This window comes from Streptomyces sp. NPDC090083 (assembly GCF_044747445.1).
Classification (GTDB): domain Bacteria; phylum Actinomycetota; class Actinomycetes; order Streptomycetales; family Streptomycetaceae; genus Streptomyces.
On record NZ_JBIVED010000004.1, the window covers coordinates 136,568 to 158,309 of the forward strand.

A 21,742-nucleotide genomic window follows, 5' to 3' on the forward strand; every position below is an offset into this window, starting at 1 on the left:
TTTCGCCGTGCCCAGGCTCTTCGTTCTCTGGAGGGCGCGGTGGATGGTTCCTACCGGCGGACCAGAAGGGAGGTGACGCGGAGGCGGCCGCTGTGGATCCACACGTCGGAGTACTCCACCGGGCGGTCGTCCGCGAGGTAGGTGACCTGCTGGAGGTACTGCACGGGGGCGCCCTCCTCAAGGGAGAGCGCTTCGGCGACCTCGGCGGTGGCGGCTTCCGCGCTGAAGGTCCGGCGTGCGGTGGCGATCTTCAGGCCGTAGGTGCCCTCCAGGACGCCGAAGAGGCTGGACGAGGTGAAGTCCACCTCTTCGATGCCGGGTGTGAGGTCGGAGCGGACGAAGTTGGACAGGAGCGCCACGGGCCCCTGGTCGGTGCTCCGCACACGGCGCAGGCTCAGGACAGGGGTGTTGGGGGTGAGGTCCAGGAGGGCGGCGACAGGCCGGGGCGGGACGATCAGGGAGCAGTCCCGCACGGTGGTGGCGGTGACGATGCCCTGACGGGCGAAGTCCTCGGAGAGCGTGCTGAGTTTCTGGGCGATGGCCGGCTCGATCGTCGTGGAGGTGACGAAGGTGCCGCGGCCGCGGACCTGCCGCAGCAGCCCCTCCTCGATGAGCGTGGTCAGGGCGCGTCGCAGGGTGCCGCGGCTGACGCCGAACTCCTGGGCCAGTTCCGGTTCGCTCTTGAGGCGGTAGTGCGCGGGCCACTCGCCGCCGGCGATCCGCAGTCGGATGTGTTCCGAGATCTGGGCATGGATCGCCGTGGGGACATCACGCTGGATGTGCGGAAGGCCCCGTTCGTCGGCCGTCACTGTCGTCGCGTCTCCTTGTAGGGTCGTGCCGGAGAACTCTTGCGGCTCCGGCACGGGCGGTACCGTGCTCCGGCCGCGGAGTGCGGCCGGAGCACGGGGGCTGGGCGGGTCAGTAGCTGGTCGTCGTATCGTCCCCGGTGTCGGTGATGATCGACAGACCGGCGCTGGTGCCGAGCAGAGATGCTCCGGCCCGCAGGAGGGCCAGGCCTTGCCGGTACGTCTTGATGGAGCCGGATGCCTTCACCCGGACCCCGTCGCGCGCCCGCTCGACAAGGTAGCCCACGCTCGCCGGGTTCGCCGTCTCGATCTGGCCGCTGCTGGCGTTCTTCAGGAATGCGACGCCCGCCTCCATGGACAGCTCGACGGCGGCCTCCTTCTCGGCGTCGGTCAGCAGGGGCAGTTCGAGCATGACCTTGACGGGCAGGCCACAGGCGCGGACGACACCCGCGATGTCCTCGCGGAAGTCGTCGTAGCGTCCGCTCTTGAGCCAGCCGATCTGGACGCCGATGTCGAGCTGGTCGGCGCCGAGGCGGGCTATCTCGGCGGCTTCGGCGGCCTTCCCGGAGCTGGTCATGACGCCGACGGTCGGGAAGTCCAGGGCGGAGGCGACCTGGACGCCGGTGCCGCGCAGTTCGGAGACGACGACGGGCAGCCAGGAGGCGGGGACCATCGCGGCGTTGAAGCCGTGCGTGACGGCCTCGCGGGCATGGGCGACCATCTCGTCGAGCGTCGCGTCCGGGTCGATCCTGGTGTGCTGGATGTAGGGCGCCAACTCGGCCGGGGTCAGGCTGAGTTCGGCGTCGACGACGGTGGTTTCGGACACGGGGTGATCTCCCTCATAGTGGATACGGCTGGGCCGGTGGCGGACCGTGCGGATCGTGATGGCTCAGAGCCTGGACGCGTAGTGGTCGGGTACGACGACGCCCTCGCCGCCGAACCAGCGGGGCACGTCGACCCCGCAGAACAGGCCGATGTTGCCCCAGGGCTCGAAGGCCCCGGTGCGGACGACGACCTTGGCCCGGTGGGCGAGTTCGCCGAGCATGTCGGCGTGCGGACGGGTGGTGAACTCGGCGCCGGCGAAGTGGTCGAGCAGCCAGTCGTCGAGGCGGGGGTTGTGGGTGGGGACGTCCTCGGCCCGTACCACGCCCTCCACGACCAGTTCGTCGGCGATGAGGCCGAGCACGGTCCGCAGGTCGGGCAGGTTCTCGGCGAGAGCGAGGTCGACGCGGTGTGCCTCGCGCGGTACGGGGAAGCCCGCGTCGACGACCAGCAGCAGGTCGGTGTGGCCGAGGGTGGCGAGGGCGCCGCTCAGTTCGGCGTTGAGGATGCCGGAGCGCTTCATGGGTGGGTTCTCTTTCGTGGGTCGTGGTGGCCGGCGGCGGTGCGGAAGGGGAGGACGGTCAGGCGGCGGCCCGCTTCGTTCCGGTGGCCAGGGCCATGACGGATTCCTCGGTGGCCGTCGCGGTGTCCACGGTGGCCACCAGGCGGCCTTCGCTCATGACGGCGATCCGGTCGGTGAGGGTGAGGAGTTCGGGTAGGTCGGAGGAGGAGCAGAGGATGGCCAGTCCCTCGTCGGCGAGGGCGAACAGCCGGGCGTAGATCTCCGCCTTGGCGCCGATGTCGACGCCTCGGGTCGGCTCGTCGAGGATGAGCACCCCGGGATCGATGGCCAGCCAGCGGCCCAGCACGGCCTTCTGCTGGTTGCCGCCGGACAGGCTGGTGATGGGCTGGCCCATGGTGGCCGTCTTCACCTTCAGCCGCCCGGCCTGTTCGCCGGCCGCGGTGTCGAAGGCCCTACGGCGCAGCAGGCCGAACCGGCTGAAGGTCTTCGTGGTGAGCGCGCCGACGTTCTCGCCGACGCTCATGGTGGTCAGGAGGCCCTGGGCACGGCGCTCGCCGGGGACGAACGCGAGCCGGCGCTCGACACTGGCGATCGGGTTGCGCCGGTCGTAGGCGCGGCCCAGCAGTTCGACGCTGCCGCCGGTGCCGCGCTGGCCGCCGAAGAGGTTGTGGAGCAGTTCCACCCGGCCGGAGTCGGGCAGTCCGGCCACGCCGAGGATCTCGCCGGGGCGCAGGTCGAAGGAGATGCCCGTGTGTCGGCGTCCGCTCAACTCCCTTACTCTCAGCACGGGTTCGCCGAGAGTGCCGGCGGGCGCCGGTTCACGGCGGGTGAACTGGCCCAGTTCGCGGCCGACCATCGCGGCGACGGCCTGCTCGGGAGTGGTGTCGGCGCTGCGCCAGGCGGCGACGTGCATGCCGTCGCGCAGTACCTGGATGTGGTCGGCGAGGCGGAAGACCTCGGGCATGCGGTGGGAGACGTAGAGCATGGTCGTCCCGGCGGCCTTCAGCTTGTCCATCAGGGCGAACAGGCGGTCGGCCTCCGCGGGGGTGAGCATCGCCGTCGGCTCGTCCAGGATCAGCACCCGGCAGCCCCGGGTCACGGACCGGGCCACCACGATGAGCTGCTGGGTGGCGAGGTCCAGGGTGCGTACGGAGGCGTTCGGATCGAGGTCCAGGTCGAGTCCGGCGAGCAGTTCGGCGGTGCGCTCCGCCATCCGGCGCCGGGAGGGGAACCAGCGGCTGCCGGGTTCCACCCCGCTGAGGACGTTCTCCGCCACGGTCCGGTCGGGCAGCAACGACAGTTCCTGCGGGACGATCGCCACACCGTGACGGCCGAGCATCGTGCTGGGCTCGAAGGACGTGACCTCCTCGCCGAAGACACGCACCGCGCCGTCGCTGGGCGGCTGGAGACCGGCCAGGATCTTCAGCAGGGTCGACTTGCCGGCCCCGTTCTCGCCCAGCAGTGCCGTGATCTCACCGGCGGGGACGTCGAAGGAGACGTCGCGCAGGGCACGCACCGGGCCGAAACTGCGGGACAGGCCACGGACGGAGACCGCGGGGGCGGCGTCGGGAGCCGCCTTGGAGGAGGGGTCGCGGGGGCTGGCGGACATCAGTCCTCCACCGTGGCGTCGGCGAGGTTGGCGCGGGTGATGAACTGGGCGCCCGTGTCGACCCCGGTGATCTTGGTCCCCTTGACGAGGAAGTCGTGGAGCACCTGCACGGCCTTGTAGCCCTGCTCGGACGGGTTCTGGCTGATGGTGAAGTCCAGGACGCCCTTGTCGACATACTCGGCGGTCTGGGTCAGCAGGTCGAAGCCGCCCATGGCGATGCTGTCCGCGTGCCCGGACTGGGCGACCCACTTGGCGGCGGCGGTGGTGGAACAGCAGTCCAGACCGGCGACGGCGACGACCCCGGACTGGCCGGACATGGTCGACTCGACGGTGTTGTAGGCGGCGTTGGGCTCGTTGCCCACGTTGACGGGACCGACGATCTTGAGGCCGCTGCCCTTCATCCCGGCCTCGAACCCGGAGAACCGGTCGTGCGACCAACCCGCGCCGGTGTCCACGGAGAACACCACGACGGACTTGCCCGCGACATCGCCCTTGAGCTGCTTGCGCAGTTCCTCGGCCTGGGCCTTGCCCGAGCCCTTGAGGTCCTGGCCGACGAAGCCCATCTGCTGCGAGTCGGGGTTGTCGGTGTTGAAGGAGATGATCGGGATGCCCGCCTTGTAGGCCTGGCTGATCACCGGCTTGAGGGCGTCGCTCGACGCGGAGGAGACGGCGAGTCCGTCGACGGCCTTCTGCTGGATGAGGGTCTGTATCTCGGAGACCTGCTTGGCCGCGTCACCGCCGGTGGGGCCGATGAGGGCGACGTCGGCGCCCAGTTCCTTGCCGGCGCGCTTCATGCCCGCGGAGATCGGGGTGGCGAAGGCGAGCGAGGGGTCGTGGTAGCTCAGCTTGATGCGCATCGGCTTGTCGTCGTCGATCCGCTGCTGGATGTACGAGGCGAGCTTGAAGGAGCCGTCGGAGGAACCGCCCGAGTCCGCGGCGGTGACGGCACCGCACCCGGTGAGGGCGAGCGCGGCGACGGCGGCCGTGGCGGCGGCGAGCGATCTGAGGAGAGTACGCGGGGACATGGTGACTCCTTTGTCGTGTCCGTCGGTGAGGCGGGGACCGGGGAAGGGACGTGCGAGGTCGCGGGCGGGCGGCGGCGCGGCTCGGCGGCCGGGACTGCCCGTGCGGTGCGGCGTGGGGTGCGCGGAGGCTTGCGGTGAGCGGTGGGACGCGGGCGGCACCGGTCAGGCGCGGCTCTTGCGCTTGCGCTGCCAGGTGTCGGCCGCGACGGCGGCCACGATGACGAGACCGGTGACGACGGTCTGCCAGAAGGACGAGATGCCCTTGATGTTGAGGATGTTCTGGAGCAGGCCGATGAAGGCGACACCGATGACGGTGCCCCACATCGTGCCCGAGCCGCCGAAGAGCGCGGCCCCTCCGATGATGACGGCCGAGATGACGGTGAGTTCCAGGCCCTGGCCCGTCACACCCTGCACGTAGGAGAGGAAGGACAGGCCGAGGACGCCCGCGAGGCCCGCGGTGAAGCCGGAGAGTACGAACGCGGCGAGCTTGACCCGCTTGACGTTGACGCCGACCAGCCGGGCCGCCTCCTGATTGCCGCCCACCGCATAGGTGTTGAAGCCGAACCGGGAGCGGGCCAGCAGCACCACGCCGATGGCGGCGACGGCGGCGAAGAACACGAACTGCATCGGTACGACACCGAACAGCCGTCCCTGGCCCAGGAGATTGAACTCGGCCACGCCCGGCCGTGACGAACTCAGCGAGATCGGGGCCCCGTCGGAGATGAGCAGGGCGATCCCGCGGAAGACACTGAGCGTGCCCAGGGTGACGATGAAGGAGGGGACTCCGAGGACGACGACGGCCAGGCCGTTGACGAGCCCGGCCAGGACGCCCACTGCCAGTCCGACGAGCATCGCGGCGGGCCAGCTCCAGCCGTCCGAGATGAGCATGCCGGTGGAGATGGCGGACAGGGCGTAGGTGGAGCCGACGGAGAGGTCGATCTCGCCGTTGAGGATCACGAAGGTCACGCCGACGGCCATGATGCCGATCTGCGCGATCTGCTGGCCCACGGAGAGCAGGTTGTCGGACTGGGCGAAGGTCGGTGAGAGCACCGTGCCCAACAGGAAGAGCAGCACCAGCGCGGCGAACACACCGGCCTCGCGGGCGTGCAGGAGTCTGCGCAGCGCCGAGGGGACCTGCCGGGTGGACTCCGGGCCCGGTGACGCCGCCGGGGCGGGTGAGGTGGAGGTGGTCAGAGTCACGAGGCGCTCCCGATCCGGGCGTTGAGCTGGTCTCTGGTGGGAAGGGCGGGGATGACCCCGGCGACGGAGACGGTGTGGGCGCCCGACGCCGCGGCGAACGCGGCCGCCTTCGCGGCGGTCAGCCCGTCGGCCAGTGCGACGGCCAGGGCGGCGGTGAAGGAGTCGCCCGCGCCGGTGGTGTCGACGACGGCGGTCGGTGGATACGGCGGTACGGAGGTGACGCCGGACTCCTCGGCGACGAGCGCTCCCTGGCCGCCCCGGGTGAGGACCGCGATCCCGCCCGTCCGTTCCCGCAGGGCCCGGACCAGGTCCTCGTCACCGAGTCCGTGCTCCTCACCGAGCCCCAGAAGGACGGGTGCCTCCGTCTGGTTCGGGGTGATCACGTCGATCAGCGGCCAGCACTCCTCGGGCAGCGGCCGAGCCGGCGCCGGGTTGAGGAGGGTGCGGGTGCCGGTCTCGCGGCCGGTGCGCAGGGCCGCAGTCACGGCCTCCTGCGGGATCTCCATCGAGACGACCAGGATGTCGGCGGCGGAGATCTCGGCGCGGAAGCGCTCCACCGCGGCGGCGTCCAGTGCGTCGAGGGCGCCGGGAGCGATGGCGATGCGGTTCTCCCCGGACGGTTCGACCAGGATGAACCCGACCATGGTGGGGGCCGACGCGGTCACCACGTGCTCGGCGCCAACCCCTTCCGTGCGCCACAGCTCCCGTGCCGCACGCCCGAAGTCGTCGTCACCGACGGCGGTGAGGAGTGCGACCTCGGCACCGAGCCGGGCGGCGGCGACGGCCTGGTTGCTGCCCTTGCCGCCGGGTCCCGGATCGAAGGTCCCGCCGGACACCGTCTCCCCCGCGGAGGGTGCCCGGGGGACCCGCATGGTCAGCCCGGCTCCGTAACTTCCGACTACCGCGATCTTCATCGACACACCGCTTTGTGTATGGACAACCATGGACAAGCGAGAGCGTAGGTACAGGGATGTCCATAGTCAACGGTTGTGCGGGAAGTGATTTTTGGGACGTCGTGGACCCACTTCAGGCCATAACGCGCAAGGGAAACATGACGGCCCGGCCCAAGGAGCGACCGCCGCGCCGAGAGTGGAACCCTGTTCCGGGCTCAACACCCCCTAGCCGACAAGCTGATGACGGCCTTTCAGGCATGCACGTCCGACTCTGTGCGTTCACGCACCGGACACAGATCTACGGGAGTGAGCGGGTCCGACTCCGGCAGGCAGCGCGTTGGACCCGGTCAGACAGTCGCTCGGCTGGCGGCCCAGCAGGGCGCGGATGGCGGGGGTGAACGCCGCCGGGCCGTCGCAGCCGAGACCGGCCGCGATCCGGGTGACCTGCGTACCGGCGGTCAGGTGCCGCGGGGAGTGCACGACACACGCCCGCTGCTGCCACTGCGGGCTTCGCCGAGGTGTTGGGGCCGAAGAGGGTGGCCGGTTCGGTGTTGTCGGTGACCGAGCCCTGGTTGTACAGCGAGCCCTAGATGTACAGCCAGTAGAAGTCGGTGTCGTCCGCGTCGGATCGGTGAACGGAGACGACCGGGCCGGGAGCGGCGGGCTGTGCGGCTGGCTGGAGGTCGCGGTCGGTGAGGAGGGCGGGGACCGCCGCCTCGTCCTTGACCATGTGCACGGAGTGCTGCTTGAGCAGGTCTGCGATCACCGGCTGGCGGTCGCGGTCGCCCCTGGCGTCCAGACCGGGCACCGCGCCGGGGGATCTACCCACGACGATCACGGGGATACCGGCCTTGGCGTAGCTCAGGTCGTATCGCGCTTCGCGCCCGACGGAGAGGGCTGTTGCTCGTCGCGGCTCTCCGCGGTGAAGGCGTCGCGGCGAGCGAGGGTCACCGACAGAGGCAGGTCCAGACGCTCGGCTGCGCGGCGCCGGACACGCACCTGAGCCCGAGTCCGCGGCCGGAAGGAGGGAAGCCGCGAGCAGCCGCAACCAGGGCGGTGATCGTAGGTCAGCCCCTCCGCGAGCACGGTCGCGACGACGGACCATGCCTTCACGTCGCGTCGCCGGGGCGCGGCGAAGTCGTAGCCGGCGAAGACGAGTTGTTCACGACAGCCGGGACAGACGCGCTTCCGGATCGGCCAGGTGCTGCCTTTGAAGGAGAGTCGGCACGCGGTGCACACGTAGTGCCGGAAGGCGCCGTTGAACGCGTGGTAGCACATGGTCGGACAGGGTACGCAGCGCCCGCGGGCGGGCCCAACCGGATTCCTGGCGCCCAATCTGGTCAGTGGGCCGCCAAGTCAGTGCTGCCGGACAACGCGGGGGGTGTGGACGTGCGAATCGCCGGAAGGCCCTGACGCGGCTCCTGTGCCTGTGGGTTGAGACTTCGAACGCCTCCCCCAACGGCACGGGAGCCTCATGCGTTGCACACGCCGTCGGCGCCGCCCGATCAGTGGCCGCGCTGAAGCAGCTCATTGCGCCAGCCGCTGTCAGGGATCACCACGGGACGGAACCGTCGCGGTCCTGGAAGGTGCCGGTCGGGCCGTCCGGGCCGACCGTGGCCATGGCGACGATCGCCTCGGCGCCCTCGGCGACGGTCTGGTGGCCGCGGTGGCCGTTGAGGTCGGTGGCGGTGAAGCCGGGCTCGACGACGTTGACCTTGAAGCGGGGCAGCGCCTTCGCGTATTGGATGGTGAGCATGGAGACGGCCGCCTTCGACGACCCGTAGGACAGGGCGGGGAGCTTGAACTCCATTCGCGCCGGGTCGGTGACGATGCCCATCGACCCGGTGCCGCTGCCGATGTTCACGATCACCGGATGGTCCGACGCCTCCAGCAGCGGGATGAACGCCTCGGTGACGCGAACGACGCCGAACACGTTGGTGTCGTAGACGCGCTGCATCTCCTCGGCCCCGATCCGGGGCGCGGGAACGAACGCACCGGAGATGCCGGCGTTGTTCACCAGCACGTCGAGCCGGCCCTCGGCCTGGCGGATCGTCTCCGCTGCGGCGTCCACCGCGGCCTGGTCGGTGACGTCGATCCGTACGAACCGGGCGCCGAGCCGGTCGGCGGCGTCCCTGCCGCGCTCCGGGTCGCGTGCGCCGACGTAAACGGTGTGCCCCAGCTCGATCAGGCGGCGGGCGGTCTCCTGCCCGAGACCCTTGTTGGCCCCGGTGATCAATGAAATGGTCATGCCTCCAGCATCGGATCCGGTCCGCCTCGAAACCCACGTAGATCCCGAATGATCGAAGAAAGCTCCACAGCTCTCCGAATCGGATCTTCGATCCTCCACCTGTGATGCCGGGTATCGGATATAAATCCACCATGGATCGCACCGACCGGCAGCTCGTCCACTGTCTGCTCCAGGACGGTCGTGCCTCGCTGCGCCGCATCGCCGACGTCCTGGAAGTCTCCGAGCAGACGGTCGCGCGCCGCCTCCAGCGCCTGAGGGAGGCCGGGGCGTTGCAGGTGCAGGTACGCCCCGACACCCGCGCCACCGGCCAGCGGTCCTGGTTCGTCCGGATGCAGTGCCGTCCGGACACCGCCTCCTCGCTGGCCGCAGCACTCGCCACCCGTGACGACGTGTCCTGGGTCAGCATCACCTCCGGCGGCTCGGAGATCATCTGCCTCGCCAGGGGCGCCGCCGACCAGGGCGGCGGCTCCGTCCTGCGGCGCCTCCCCCGCACCAGCCAGGTCCTGGCCTTCACCGCCTTCACCGTCCTGCACGTCCACACCGGCAGCGGCACCCGCTGGCTCACCCTGGACGACCCGCTCACCCCCGACCAGACGGCAGCCCTCAGGGCGGGCACGCGCCCCGACCCCACATCGCCCCCGCACCCGCTCCACCCCGACGACGCACCCCTGCTCGCCGAACTCGCCCGTGACGGCCGCGCAGGCGTCGCCGCGCTGGCCCGCGCCACCGGATGGCCCCAGTCCCGCGTCTCCACCCGCCTGGAGGCCCTGCTGTCCACCGGCACGCTCCAGGTCAAGACCGACCTCTCCCCCGCCCAGTTCGGCTACCACACCTCGGCCTACCTGTGGCTGACCGTCGCCCCCAGCCGCCTCGCGGCCACCGGCGCCGAGGCGTCCCTGCACCCCGAGGCGACCTTCGCGGCCTCCGTCACCGGCACCGCCAACCTCCTGGTCACCACCACCTGCCGCACCGACTCCGACCTCTACGCCTACGTCACCACCCGAATCGGCGCCCTCCCCGGCGTCCACCAGGCCGAGATCGTCCCGGTCCTCCACCGCCTCAAACAGGGCGGCACCCGCCTCCACGACAACCGCCTCATCCCCGCCTGATCCCGCCCTACGGCCGGTTCAGGTCGCGACGCCGGAACGTTCGCGTCCCGCGAATGAATCTTCAGCCCACCGCCATCAACCCCCTGGTACGCAGACTGCTGACGACGGGACTCTCCTCAAGGGGAGACCGGCAAAGTGCGTCTCTTCGAGCTCGACAACGGCGGCCTGTCGAGCGCTGCCCCGAGCCCTTCGGCCGCCGACGTCCAGGCCCTACGACGGTGCGTCGGTGCCCGGCAGTTCGCTGTCTCCCTCTGCCCAGTTGTTGACCCATCCGCAGCAGGAGCAGGCGTAGCGTCCGTTGACTCCGGAGATCTCCGTGCCGCACTGCCGGCAGCCGGTGGTGGTGATGCGCTGCCCTTCGAGGAACGCGGCAGCTGCCGCAGCAGCCTCGCGGGTCGGCTGCGGCTGGACGGGCTGCTTGCTCGCGGTCATGAAGCCGACCTTATCCGGGGCTCGGGGGCGTGTCGGGAGATCGGGCCGCAGGTCTGGCAGTATCAGGAGCCGTCGTCGGCCTGGTGGGCCTGGGCCCCGCACTTCGGGCAGTTCACGACCAGCCCCTCCTGTGGATTGTCGGCGGCTTCGGCGCAGGATCCAGGATGCCGCCCGGGCGGGTGCTGGCGGTAGAGGGCGATGACCTTGCCGGGTCCCGCTCAGCCGTCCAGACGGCGCTTGGCAAGCCAGGTGACCATCTCGGGGTCGTGGTGGTCGAAGAAGAGGGAGCTGCCGGTGTCGAGGGTGGCGATCCGGGCCATCTGTTCGTCGGTGAGCCGGAAGTCGAAGACGTCGATGTTCTCGGCCATGCGCTCGGCGCGCACGGACTTGGGGATGGCGATGACGCCGCGCTGGGTGAGCCAGCGCAGGACGATCTGTGCGACGGACTTGTGGTGTTCCTTGCCGATCTCGGCGAGCAGGGGGTTGGTGAACAGGTCGTTCCTGCCTTCGGCGAAGCCGCCCCAGGACTGGATCTGTACGCCGTGCTCGCGCATGAGGTTCTGGTAGTCGGCGCGCTGGAAGAAGGGGTGGGTCTCGATCTGGTTGACCTGCGGGGTGATCTCGTTGTTGAGGATCAGGTCGATCAAGCGATCGGGGTAGAAGTTGGCGACGCCGATCGCCTTCGCCGCGCCCTCGCGGTTGAGGGCCTCCATGGCGCGCCATTGACCGTAGACGTCGCCGAAGGGCTGGTGCATCAGGTACAGGTCGAGGTGGTCCAGGCCCAGCTTGGTCAGGGAGGTCTCGAACGCACGGCGGGTGTTGTCCTGCGCGGGCGCGTCCTGGACCCACAGCTTGGTGGTGACGAAGAGCTCCTCGCGCGCGATGCCGCTGGACTTGATGGCGCGGCCGACGGCTTCCTCGTTGCCGTAGGCGGCGGCGGTGTCCAGCAGGCGGTAGCCGGCGGACAGGGCTCCGGAGACGGCGCGCTCGGTGTCCTCGGCGGGGATCTGGTAGACGCCGAAGCCGAGGAGCGGCATCTCGACGCCGTTGTTGAGGGTGACGGTCTGCATGAGCGGGATGTCCTTCGCCGTGCGGGTGGGAGTGGCTGGTCAGGGGCGGATGAGGGCCTTGAGGACCTGGCGGTCGGCCATCGCCGGGTAGGCGTCAGGTGTCTGGTCGAGGGAGAAGGTCCGGTCGAAGACACGGCCGGGGGCGATCGTCCCCTCCAGGACGTCGGGCAGCAGCAGCTCGATGTAGGCACGGGCGGGGCTGGCGCCGCCGGTCAGGGTGATGTTGCGCATGAACTCCGCCGGGCCGATCGGACCCTGCTCGTACTGGGGGACGCCCAGGCGGCTGATGGTGCCGCCGTCCAGGATTGCGCCGAGCGCGGTGTCGAGGGCCTGGCGGGTCCCGACGGCCTCGATCACCTTGTCCACCCCGCCGGTCAGCTCGCGGATCCGGGCGATGCCCTCCTCGCCGCGCTCGGCGACCACGTCCGTGGCGCCGAACTCGCGGCCCAGGCCGGTGCGGGCTTCGTGGCGGCCGGCGAGCACGATCCGCTCGGCACCGAGCCGCTTGGCGGCGATCACGGCGCACAGGCCGACCGCGCCGTCTCCGACCACCAGCACCGCGTCACCGCGGCCGACGCCGGCGGTGACGGCGCCGTGGTGGCCGGTGGTCATCACATCGGACAGCGCCAGCAGGGACGGCACCAGGGTGGAGTCGGCGCCCACCGGCAGCTTCACCAGGGTGCCGTCCGCGTACGGGACGCGAACGGCTTCACCCTGCCCGCCGTCCACACCGTCGAAGCCGTACCGGCCACCGTTGCGGCACGAGATGTGCAGACCCTTGGCGCAGTAGTCGCAGGTGTTGTCGCTGTACGTGAATGGGGCGACGACCAGGTCACCGGCCTTCAGGCCGGTCACCTCCGGTCCGGTCTCCTCGACGACTCCGAGGAACTCGTGGCCCATGGGGCGACCTGTGTCGGTGGCGGGCATGGAGGCGTAGGGCCACAGGTCGCTGCCGCACACGCACGCGGCCAGCGTGCGCACCACCGCGTCGGTCGGCCGGGCGATCTTCGGGTCGGGCCGGGCCTCGACGCGGACGTCGCCGGCTCCGTACATCATTGCTGCACGCATGAGGGTGCTACTCCAAACGAGGATCGTGCTGAGGTCGGTACGACGAAGTTCAGCGTTCGAGCATGCGGGCCTGTGCCTCGGTGTGGGTGTCGCCGGCGGCGGGCGGCAGGCTGCAGAGCCGGTCGAGCTGCTCGGGGGTCAGCGTGACCGTGTCGGCTGCGGTGTTCTCCTCGACCCGGCTGACACGCTTGGTGCCGGGGATCGGGGCGATGTCGTCGCCCTGGGCGAGCAGCCAGGCCAGCGCCACCTGACCGGGCGTGGCACCAGCCTCGTCGGCCAGGGCCTTGACCTCGTCGGCGAGCGCCAGGTTGTGCCGGAAGTTCTCGCCCGTGAAGCGCGGGTTGTCGCGGCGGAAGTCGTTCTCGTCGAACTGGTCGGTGGAGCGCACGGTGCCGGTCAGGAAGCCGCGGCCCAGCGGGGAGAACGGCACCAGGCCGATGTTCAGCTCCCGCAGGACGGGCAGCACGCGTTCCTCGATCCCGCGAGTGAACAGGGAGTACTCGGACTGGACCGCGGTGACGGGCTGGACGGCATGGGCCCGGCGGATGGTGTCCGGACCGGCCTCGGAGAGCCCGAAGGCGCGGACCTTGCCCTCGGTGATCAGCTCGCCGACGGCGCCAACGGTCTCTTCGATCGGTGTGTTCGGATCGACGCGGTGCTGGTAGTACAGGTCGATGTGGTCGGTGCCCAGCCGCTTCAGGGAGCCCTCGACCGCGGTGCGGATGTTGGCGGGGCCGGAGTCGAGGTTCCACGCGCCTTCCCCAGCGTGTGAGACCAGGCCGAACTTGGTGGCCAGCACCACCTGGTCCCGGCGACCCTTCAGCGCCCGGCCGAGCAGCTCCTCGTTGGTGTAGGGGCCGTAGATCTCGGCGGTGTCGATCAGCGTGACCCCGAGTTCCAGGGCTCGGTGCACCGTCCTGATCGACTCCGCGTCGTCGGTGCCCGAGCCGGTGTAGCCGTGGGACATGCCCATCGCGCCCAGCCCGATCCGGGAAACCTCAAGGTCACGCAGCTTGATGTACCGCATCGCGCCCTCTTCCGGTCATGCGTCTCGCCTGGTCTCTCACTCTCACCCCGCCCGGCAGGTCGTGCCCGTCGCGGTCCTGGCTGCGGTGAGAGGGTCAGGCGTCTTCCTCATTCACCTTCGCCCGGATTGCTGCCGTGTGGCAGGGCGGGCTCTTCAGGGGTAACGACAGGGCCCCCTCCCGCCCGCGAGACGAGTGCCCGGCGGGTGAGACTGGAGGCATGGCAATGGCATCGACGAACGCGCACAGCGAGGGCGCCGAGCTGGGTCGTTTCCTGCGGGCCCGCCGCACCCAGACCAGTCCCGAACACGTCGGCCTCACCATCGGGGCCGGCATCCGCCGCACCCCCGGTCTGCGCCGCGAGGAGCTGGCCACCCTCGCCGGCATCAGCATCGACTACTACGTGCGTCTGGAACGCGGCAAGGAGACCCGCCCCAGCCCGGCCGTCCTCGACTCCCTCGCCCGCGCCCTGCGCATGGACGACCAGGAACACCAGCACCTGCGCGAGCTCGCCGCCCGCGCTGCCCGCTACGTCTCCGAGCCGCCGCCCGCGCCCAGCCGCTCCGTGCGCCCCCATCTCAAGCTGCTGCTGGAATCACTGCGCCCGAACCCCGCATACGTCATCAGCCGCAGCATGGACATGCTCGCCTGGAACCCCGGCGGCCTCGCCCTGTACGCGGGCCTGGAGGACTGGCCGGTCAAACATCGCAACCTGGCCCGCTACCTCTTCCTCCACCCGGCCGCGCGGGATCTCTTCGGCGACTGGGACCGCCAGATCACCGGCTGCGTCGCCCGGCTGCGCGCTGTCGCCGGCACCGCCCCCGATGCCCCTGACCTGACCAACCTCGTCGGCGAACTCCTGCTCAAGAGCCCCGACTTCGCCCGGCTGTGGGAACGCTACGAGGTCACCGGCCGCAAACCCGCGCAGAAAACCTTCCAGCACCCCCGCGTCGGCACGATGACGCTCACCTCCCAGTCCATGCACCTGGAAGGCACCCCCGGCCAGCGCATCGGCGTCTACACCGCCGAACCCGGCACACCCGACCACGACGCCATGCTGCTGCTCGACATGACCGCGCCCGTGGCCGCGCCCGGCCAGGAAATCCCGCACACATCGCCCTGACCGGTTGCTCTCACGAGCAGTCCTATGCGAAGCAAGATCGACAACGGGCGGCAATCCCTTGAAGGGGGCTTCTCTAGCGGGGCAGCCGTGGTGCGAGGCGAACTTGTGGGGGCTGTGTCTGGCCGATGCCGTTGGCGTCGACCACACGCCTCAGGACGGTGACCTACGACAGGACGGTGACCTACGACAAGGCCGTGAGCTCGGCTTTTTCCAGCCAGGCGGTGTACCAGCGGGCGAACGTCACTGGCGCACCGTCGTCGTCGAGGAGCGGGGCGAGGTCGACGTCGTCCACCCGGCAGTCGGACCAGATCGTGCCGCGGTGGCTGCCGTTGATGATCAGCCACTCTCTTTGGGCGCAGCCCAAGTGGGAGACCACGATCGCGCCGGCGGTGCGCTCCGGGGCGAACATGACGGCCTCCCACCGTTCGTCCCACGCTTCGATGGCGTCGTCGAAATCCTCGATGTCCTCGAAGTCCTCTTCCTCGGGACGTTGGGCAAGAGCGTCGTTGAGCAGCTCCGGGTCCGGACCCTGGTCAGGAAACGGCTCGGCAAGCCTCGACAGGTCGGCCAGGTCCGCGCCGTCGCCCTCCCAACGCCAACGGCCCTGCACGCGCCGAACCGGGAACAGGCCATACGCGGGGCCGGCGCCGCCCGCACCCACGTGGAGCAGGAAGGCCCGGTATTCCTCTGGCAGTTGCACGCCTGTCTGAGCCTCTAGCTCGGCAAGCTCGCCCTGGGCAAGCGGATCCTCCAGGACCCACTTGTGCCCCCGCGCACCGAAAACCCTGCTGGCCGCAGGGCCTGCACCGGCCGCCTCAACTCGCCGGCGTACGCCCGCCCACCACTCATCCGTCATGCGCAGACCGTACGTGCCGCCACTGACACCCGGGCAGCAGTCCTCGCTACGACCGCGGGAACAGCCCGGCACCCCAAGTCCCTCGGCACATCACGCACACCGGCCACATGAAGGGAGGCGGGGATGGCCACGTAGCACAACCTCAGACGTCAAGGAGATCTCCAGACGCCCCGAAAGCACCACCGAACGCGACCGGCGCGGACGCGGAACACGGCTTCAGAAGGGAACGACCAGCCCGACTTCTCGCAACGCGAGCAAGGCCCTGCCCATGCACTCGGCGGCCGAGGCCCCATCGGCCCTCATGCCACCGTCAATAGGCCCGCCAGAGGCTGCGAATGTCCACGCTGGCTGATCGTCACGCATCCGCTCCGCATCGACCCGGATCATGGCACCTACACCCTGCTCGCCGAGCCACTCCAGGATGAGCAGTGTCGCGTCCTCGACGCCGCTGTCCGGATCCGCCTTGGGCCACCGGCCCATTCCCTTGGCCATGGCCACCACCCTACTCAGCGGCTGGATTGGCCTTGTCGCACACTTTCAGGCGGCTCAGTTCCTCATCTCGGCCACGGCTACGGCCCGCATCCTCACTCGGGACGGCCACGGGAACGCAGGAGGCACGTCCGACTCACCGCGTCCGGCGCCGATGTCACCCGGGCCCTGATCAACGCCATAAGCATCTGAGGACCAGTCGACGCCTGCGCTCGCGCCCCCGGCACGCTCCCCGACCGGCGGAAGTACCCGTCGCATACCGGTCGCAGCAGAACTCTGAACCGGGGTTTCCTACCGTCGACCCCGGCCGACAGGATCCGGCGCCGCCCGCCCTGCCGAGCCGTCACGCGACACCACACGGGACACCACGCGACAACACCAGGGAAGACACAGGTGATTCAGATGAACGAGGCACCCCAGTCGGCCGAGATGGCCCGGATTCTCGCTCTTCAGGAACTGGACTCGGAGCAGGAGGCGGGCGCGTTCCCCTGCTTCAGCGTTTCCGGGAGCACGATCACCGTCCGCACCATGTGACCCTCGGCTCCCACCGCAGGCCCTGAGGAGGGATCCCGTGCTCGACGCCTTCACGGAGACCTTCGCGGACGCGGAGTTCTACGCTCCGCTCGCGACGACGGCCGACCCCGGCCCGCGCTTCACCCCGAGCCGTCCGGCCCCCGGCTGGCGGTCCGTACCGCAGGACGTCTGGACGGTCTGGAGCCGGCCGGACGCCCGCCGTCCCGAGCAGGGCTGGAAAATCCATGTGTCGGCGCGCCTCGACCGGGCCCAGCAGGTCCTCGACCAGGTGGCACGGGTCTGCTTCGCGGAGGACGTGCCGTTCAAGCACCTGTCCGCCCGGACCTTCTTCCTCGTCGTGCACCACAAGCACGCCCACCGCGCGCAGGCGGGCAAGTTCTGCGCGGTCTACCCGCCGGACACCGACACCGCGCGACGGCTGCTCGGGCTGCTCTCCGACGCGCTGCGCGACGAGGACGGACCGTACATCCTCTCGGACCGCCGCTTCGGCGACTCGAAGACCGTCCACTACCGCTACGGCGCGTTCGGCCCCCGGAGCAGGCTGCTCCCGGACGGCACCCGGCAGGGGCTGGTCCGGGACGCCTCGGGGCGTGACGTGCCGGACGAGCGGCGGCCCTTCTTCGTGCTGCCCGCCGGGATCACCGACCCCTTCGTCGCGGAGGAGCCCGTGCCGCACGCGGGAGCGATCCGTATCCGGGACTACGAGATCCTCGCCGCGTTGCAGCCGAGCAACGCGGGAGGGACGTACCAGGGGCGGGACACCCGCACCGGCCGCCGTGTGTTCATCAAGGAGGCGCGTGCCCACAACGGCCTCATCTGGGACGGCACGAGCGCGCAGGAGCGGTTGCGGCACGAGTACGAGGTGCTGACCGCCGTGCACGCGGCGGCTCCCGGTGTCTGCCCGCAGCCGCTGGAGCACTTCACCGAGTGGGAGCACGACTTCCTCGTCACCGAGTACGTCGAGGGGGATGCGCTGCGCGCCTGGCTGAGCCGTACGTCCCCGCTCATGCGGCACGGCCGTACGGCGGCCGGCTGCGCGGATTTCTTCGCGGTCTGCCGCGGGCTCCTGGGCGACGTGGACGCGGCCCTGGACCAACTGCACGCTCTGGGGCACCGGTTCGGGGACATCAGTCTCGGCAATGTCGTCGTCACGCCGTCGGGCATGGCCCGACTCGTCGACTTCGAGGCGGTCTCGGCACTGGACGGGCCTCCGGCGCCCATGGGCACCACGGGCTTCACGCCACCCGCCGCGCTGCGGAAAGCGAGTGACGATCCGCTGTTGACGGACCGGTACGGCACGGCCGCGCTCGCCCTCGCCTTCCTCGCGCCCTTCCACGAGACGGCCGAACTGGCCCCCGCCGGGATCACGTTGCTCCGGCACGACCTGGCGGATGCCGCACCCCCGGCCGACCTGTGGGCGCGGGCCGTCTCCAACTACCTGACAGACAGCTCGACTTGCCCGGCACTGTTCTCTCCGGCCGAGGTGGCGGCGGATCCGCTGGGCTGTGTCGCCCGGCTCGCCGACGACGTGGTGGCCGGGCTGCTGGAGAGTGCCGACCCCGGCCGGCCGGACTGGGTCTTCCCTCCCTCACCGCAGGCGTTCCGCACCAACACCGTGTGTGTGGCGTACGGCACCGCGGGCGTGGTGCACGCCCTGCACCAGGCCGAAGTGCCCGTCCCGGAGGCGGTGGAGAAGCGGTTGCGTCACGACGCGCTGACCCGTCGGGACGAACTGCCCCCGGGGCTCGACACCGGCACCGCGGGGATCTCCCGCGTCCTGGCCTCGCTCGGCCGCTTGGACGAGGCCGTCGACCTCGCCCGGCACGCCGACGGCCACCCTCTCACCGCGTCCTGCGCCACCCTGGCGGGCGGCCGGGCCGGCGTCGGCATGACCTGGCTCGCCCTGCACCGGCACACCGCCGACGCGCACCACCTGGAGCGGGCCGTCGCCGCCGGGGACGCGCTCCTCGCCACCTCGGACCTCGTGCCCGCGCTCGGCGGCGACGATGCCCGCGGACTGTTCCACGGCCGTTCCGGACTGGCCCTCTTCCTGCACCACTTGGCGGACGAGACCGGCGAGGACCGCTACCGCGCGGCCGGACTGCGGTTGCTGCACGAGGAGTTGGACCGTGCGATCCCCATGGACGACGGCACCCTGTCCTTCGCCGACAACGCGGTCCTGAAACGAGCCATGCCCTATCTCGCCGTCGGAGCGGCCGGCGTGGGCACGGTTCTCACCCGGTACGTGGCCTCCTGCGCCGACGAACGCCTCGCTGCGGCCCTCCCGTTGGTGGCGGCGGGGACGTCCGTGTCGTGCTGGACGAACGAGGCCGGGCTGTATCAGGGGCTCGCCGGGCTGGCCTGGTTCCTCGCCGACCGGGCCGACAGCGACGGCGGCGCCGACGCTCGCGGGGCCGCCGTGCGGGCCGCCACCGGTCTGCTCAAGTACGCCGTGCCGTACACCCGGGGAGTTCGCTTCCTCGGGTCGGGGGCGCAGCGGTTCAGTGCCGATCTGTCGAGCGGCGCGGCCGGGGTGCTGCTGGCACTCCGCCGGGTCCTGCACGGCCCAGGTGACGAGCTGTTCACCCTGGGCCCCGCCGCCGGGTCCACGGCGCCCGGCGAAGCGACCAGGTGTCGTCCGCCGGGCGGGTAGTCCGTACGACCCTCTGCACCATCGAACCCATCGAACCCCTCGAAGCAATCCAACTCACCGAACTCATCCAACTCACCGACGCTCATCGAACTCACCGGACCCATCCAACTCATCGCACCCATCGGACAGGAGACCCCTGATGACCCAGATCCTCGCGTTGCAGACCCTGGACACCGACACGGAGACCGAGACCGCCGCCTTCTGCATCAGCGCCAGTTGGAGCGGCTGGAGCATCCACACGGCGTGACGACGGCGGGGGGATCGCAGGGTGTCGGGCCCTGGGGTCCCCCCCGTTGCGGTGTCGGGTTTTCCCCGATGCTGGGGATCGTGGATCGGGGCACAGTCGTCCACGGCCTCCCGGACAGGCTCCGGGCCGCGCGGTTCCTGCGCGGCCCGGAGCCTGTCCCACGTCCCGTGAGACAGGAACGCATGGTGCACACCACTCCCCCGAACCCGACCACCGTGACCTCCCCGCTGCGGTTCTCCGTCCTCGGGCCGCTCTCCGCCGAGGTGGACGGGCACGCCCTCCCGCTCGGCCCGCTCAAGCAGCGTGTCGTCCTGGCAGCACTGCTGTGCCACGCCAACTCCCCTGTCTCGGTGGCGTTGTTGACCAAGGCGGTGTGGGACGACGATCCGCCGCGCACGGCCCGCAAGAACCTTCAGCTCTATGTCTCGGCACTCCGCAAGACGCTGGCCCTGGCGGGCACGGGTGACCGGATCTCCCTGCACTGCGGCGGCTACGTGCTCCGCGTGGCCGCCTCGGAGCTGGACTCCCTCGACTTTCTGGCGCTGGCCCGGGCCGGGCGAGAGGCTCTCGCCGACGGCGACGCGGCGCGCGCGGCGCGGCTGCTGCACGAGGCCCGGACCCTGTGGAACGGGCCGCCGCTGCCCGGACTCGGCTGCTCCGAGGTGCTGGAGGCGGAGGCCGACCGGCTGACCCTCCGGCATCTGGGTGTCTGCGAGGACTGGGCCGAGGCCTCGTTGGCGGCGGGCCGGCCCGGTGAGGTCGCGGACGCGGTCGGCGAGCTGGTGGACGAGCATCCGCTGCGGGAGCGGCTGCGGGCCGCCCAGATGACGGCCCTGCACCGATCGGGCCGCCGAGGGGAGGCGATGGCCGCCTACGACGAGCTGCGGCAGCATCTGTCACGGGAGTTGGGGCTGTCCCCGAGTCCGGCCCTGGAGTCGCTGTACCGCACGGTCCTCGCCGACGAGGGGGCCGCTCCCACCCCGGCGACCCGCTCCGCCGCACCGGTCGGACTGCCCGCCGACATACCGGACTTCACCGGTCGCGGGGACACCCTGGCCCAGTTGCTGGAGACGGCCACCGGGGTCGGCGGCGCCGCCCACGTCCTGGTCGGCCCGGCCGGGGTCGGCAAGACCACGCTGGCCGTGCGGGCCGCCCACCGGCTGGAGGGCGAGTTCCCGGGCGGCCGGATCTTCGTAGGACTGCGGCAACAGGACGGCAGGGCCAGGTCGTTGGGGTCGGTGACCACGGAGCTGCTGGCGTACACCGGTCCGGTCGGGGCCCCGCCCGCCGACCCGGAGCTGGCCGCCGCGCAGTGGCGGGACTGGCTGGCCGACCGCAGGGTGCTCGTGGTGCTGGACGACGCGCCTCATGAGGCCGCGGTCAGGCCGCTGCTGCCGGGCCCCGGCCGGAGCACGGTCCTCGTCACGGCCCGTACCCAACTGGCGGGGCTGGCCCCGGCCCACCGGGTGCGGGTGCCGCCGCTGTCGACGGCCGAGGCGCTGGAGCTGCTGGGCAGGCTGATCGGCACCGGTCGCATGCTGTGCGACCGGGCCGCGGCGGCACGCGTGGTGGCCGCGTGCGGCGCGCTGCCGCTGACGGTACGGGCGGCGGGTCTCAAACTGGCCGTGCTCCAGCATCTGCCGCTCGCCGAGTACGCGGAGCGGCTCGCCGATCCCGAGGCGCTCCTGGACGAACTGGCCGTCGGTGATCTCCAGGTGCGCTCCCATGTGGCCGACGAATGGGCGCAGTTGGCCGACCGGCACCGGGGCGCGCTGCGCCGCCTCGCGCGACTGCCGCTGTCCGGCTGGTTCACCGCGGCGGAGGCCGCCACGGCGCTGGGCGGCGACCGGCGGGGCGCGCAGCGGGAGTTGGAGCTGATGATCGAGGCGGGCGCGGTGGTCCTGCCCGACAGCGAGGTCACCGCGCACACCGCCGCGTACTCGCTGCCGTATCTGACGCATCTCTACGCCCGGGAGGCGGCAGGCGTCTGAGGCCGCGGGCCTCCCGGGC

23 protein-coding genes are annotated in these 21,742 nt (G+C 70.9%); 6 read left to right on the plus strand and 17 right to left on the minus strand.

The annotated features are described in order from the left end of the window. Window positions 1-50 precede the first annotated feature (50 nt). From ACIPTO_RS15985 to ACIPTO_RS16035, 11 genes are all read right to left on the minus strand, one after another. Entirely contained in the window at window positions 51-809 is a 759-nt protein-coding gene (locus ACIPTO_RS15985; protein ID WP_401192253.1) for a GntR family transcriptional regulator, read from the minus strand. 109 nt (window positions 810-918) lie between these two features. After that, the gene (gene deoC / locus ACIPTO_RS15990; protein ID WP_366327093.1) at window positions 919-1,632 is read right to left on the minus strand and encodes a deoxyribose-phosphate aldolase; all 714 of its coding nucleotides are present in this window, start codon (window positions 1,630-1,632) and stop codon (window positions 919-921) included. A 63-nt stretch (window positions 1,633-1,695) separates the two neighbouring features. Beyond that, a complete protein-coding gene (gene rbsD, locus ACIPTO_RS15995) occupies window positions 1,696-2,151 on the minus strand; it encodes a D-ribose pyranase (RefSeq protein WP_401192255.1) in 456 nt (151 codons plus the stop codon). Window positions 2,152-2,209: 58 nt separating this feature from the next. Continuing rightward, window positions 2,210-3,760 carry a sugar ABC transporter ATP-binding protein gene (locus tag ACIPTO_RS16000; protein ID WP_401192258.1) on the minus strand — a complete coding sequence of 517 codons (1,551 nt, stop codon included), beginning with the start codon at window positions 3,758-3,760 and terminating at the stop codon, window positions 2,210-2,212. After that, window positions 3,760-4,785 carry a substrate-binding domain-containing protein gene (locus tag ACIPTO_RS16005; RefSeq protein WP_401192261.1) on the minus strand — a complete coding sequence of 342 codons (1,026 nt, stop codon included), beginning with the start codon at window positions 4,783-4,785 and terminating at the stop codon, window positions 3,760-3,762. Before ACIPTO_RS16005 ends, ACIPTO_RS16000 begins: the two co-directional genes overlap by 1 nt. Before the next feature lie 162 nt (window positions 4,786-4,947). After that, window positions 4,948-5,985, minus strand: coding sequence for an ABC transporter permease (locus tag ACIPTO_RS16010; RefSeq protein ID WP_401192264.1), 1,038 nt, complete (start codon window positions 5,983-5,985; stop codon window positions 4,948-4,950). Continuing rightward, the gene (locus ACIPTO_RS16015; protein WP_401192267.1) at window positions 5,982-6,899 is read right to left on the minus strand and encodes a ribokinase; all 918 of its coding nucleotides are present in this window, start codon (window positions 6,897-6,899) and stop codon (window positions 5,982-5,984) included. The genes ACIPTO_RS16010 and ACIPTO_RS16015 overlap by 4 nt, the downstream gene beginning before the upstream one ends. Before the next feature lie 258 nt (window positions 6,900-7,157). Continuing rightward, window positions 7,158-7,358, minus strand: coding sequence for a hypothetical protein (locus ACIPTO_RS16020; RefSeq protein ID WP_401192269.1), 201 nt, complete (start codon window positions 7,356-7,358; stop codon window positions 7,158-7,160). A 106-nt stretch (window positions 7,359-7,464) separates the two neighbouring features. Then, window positions 7,465-7,707: a hypothetical protein gene (locus tag ACIPTO_RS16025; RefSeq protein WP_401192272.1), complete on the minus strand. Its 243-nt coding sequence runs from the start codon at window positions 7,705-7,707 to the stop codon at window positions 7,465-7,467. Window positions 7,708-7,739: 32 nt separating this feature from the next. Next, window positions 7,740-8,156, minus strand: a complete 417-nt coding sequence (locus tag ACIPTO_RS16030; RefSeq protein WP_401192274.1) for a hypothetical protein — start codon at window positions 8,154-8,156, stop codon at window positions 7,740-7,742. Window positions 8,157-8,430: 274 nt separating this feature from the next. Then, a complete protein-coding gene (locus ACIPTO_RS16035) occupies window positions 8,431-9,126 on the minus strand; it encodes an SDR family NAD(P)-dependent oxidoreductase (protein ID WP_401192277.1) in 696 nt (231 codons plus the stop codon). 131 nt (window positions 9,127-9,257) lie between these two features. On the opposite strand from ACIPTO_RS16035, the gene ACIPTO_RS16040 reads away from it, so the two are divergent. Further along, window positions 9,258-10,235: an Lrp/AsnC family transcriptional regulator gene (locus ACIPTO_RS16040; protein ID WP_401192280.1), complete on the plus strand. Its 978-nt coding sequence runs from the start codon at window positions 9,258-9,260 to the stop codon at window positions 10,233-10,235. A 210-nt stretch (window positions 10,236-10,445) separates the two neighbouring features. Here ACIPTO_RS16040 and ACIPTO_RS16045 read toward each other — a convergent pair whose 3' ends face one another. From ACIPTO_RS16045 to ACIPTO_RS16060, 4 genes are all read right to left on the minus strand, one after another. Beyond that, entirely contained in the window at window positions 10,446-10,667 is a 222-nt protein-coding gene (locus ACIPTO_RS16045; protein WP_401192283.1) for a hypothetical protein, read from the minus strand. Between the two features lie 218 nt (window positions 10,668-10,885). Continuing rightward, window positions 10,886-11,737, minus strand: coding sequence for an aldo/keto reductase (locus ACIPTO_RS16050; RefSeq protein WP_366327071.1), 852 nt, complete (start codon window positions 11,735-11,737; stop codon window positions 10,886-10,888). 39 nt (window positions 11,738-11,776) lie between these two features. Next, complete coding sequence (locus tag ACIPTO_RS16055) at window positions 11,777-12,805, minus strand: zinc-binding dehydrogenase (protein ID WP_401192285.1); 1,029 nt, start codon at window positions 12,803-12,805, stop codon at window positions 11,777-11,779. A 49-nt stretch (window positions 12,806-12,854) separates the two neighbouring features. Continuing rightward, window positions 12,855-13,832: an aldo/keto reductase gene (locus ACIPTO_RS16060; protein ID WP_401192288.1), complete on the minus strand. Its 978-nt coding sequence runs from the start codon at window positions 13,830-13,832 to the stop codon at window positions 12,855-12,857. A gap of 224 nt (window positions 13,833-14,056) precedes the next feature. Here ACIPTO_RS16060 and ACIPTO_RS16065 point away from each other — a divergent pair, with 224 nt between their 5' ends. Further along, window positions 14,057-14,953 (plus strand): helix-turn-helix transcriptional regulator, encoded by an 897-nt coding sequence (locus ACIPTO_RS16065; protein ID WP_366327107.1) that lies wholly within the window; start codon window positions 14,057-14,059, stop codon window positions 14,951-14,953. A gap of 181 nt (window positions 14,954-15,134) precedes the next feature. Here ACIPTO_RS16065 and ACIPTO_RS16070 read toward each other — a convergent pair whose 3' ends face one another. Next, a complete protein-coding gene (locus ACIPTO_RS16070; RefSeq protein WP_401192291.1) occupies window positions 15,135-15,809 on the minus strand; it encodes an SMI1/KNR4 family protein in 675 nt (224 codons plus the stop codon). A 216-nt stretch (window positions 15,810-16,025) separates the two neighbouring features. Then, window positions 16,026-16,301, minus strand: a complete 276-nt coding sequence (locus ACIPTO_RS16075; protein ID WP_401192294.1) for a hypothetical protein — start codon at window positions 16,299-16,301, stop codon at window positions 16,026-16,028. 399 nt (window positions 16,302-16,700) lie between these two features. On the opposite strand from ACIPTO_RS16075, the gene ACIPTO_RS16080 reads away from it, so the two are divergent. From ACIPTO_RS16080 to ACIPTO_RS16095, 4 genes are all read left to right on the plus strand, one after another. Beyond that, window positions 16,701-16,832 (plus strand): hypothetical protein, encoded by a 132-nt coding sequence (locus ACIPTO_RS16080; RefSeq protein WP_401192297.1) that lies wholly within the window; start codon window positions 16,701-16,703, stop codon window positions 16,830-16,832. A 37-nt stretch (window positions 16,833-16,869) separates the two neighbouring features. Continuing rightward, window positions 16,870-19,485, plus strand: coding sequence for a class III lanthionine synthetase LanKC (gene lanKC / locus ACIPTO_RS16085; RefSeq protein WP_401192299.1), 2,616 nt, complete (start codon window positions 16,870-16,872; stop codon window positions 19,483-19,485). Between the two features lie 139 nt (window positions 19,486-19,624). After that, on the plus strand, window positions 19,625-19,732 hold the full coding sequence (locus ACIPTO_RS16090; protein ID WP_365830375.1) for a class III lanthipeptide: 108 nt from the start codon (window positions 19,625-19,627) through the stop codon (window positions 19,730-19,732). Window positions 19,733-19,914: 182 nt separating this feature from the next. Next, a complete protein-coding gene (locus tag ACIPTO_RS16095) occupies window positions 19,915-21,723 on the plus strand; it encodes a BTAD domain-containing putative transcriptional regulator (protein ID WP_401192302.1) in 1,809 nt (602 codons plus the stop codon). Window positions 21,724-21,742: the final 19 nt, after the last annotated feature.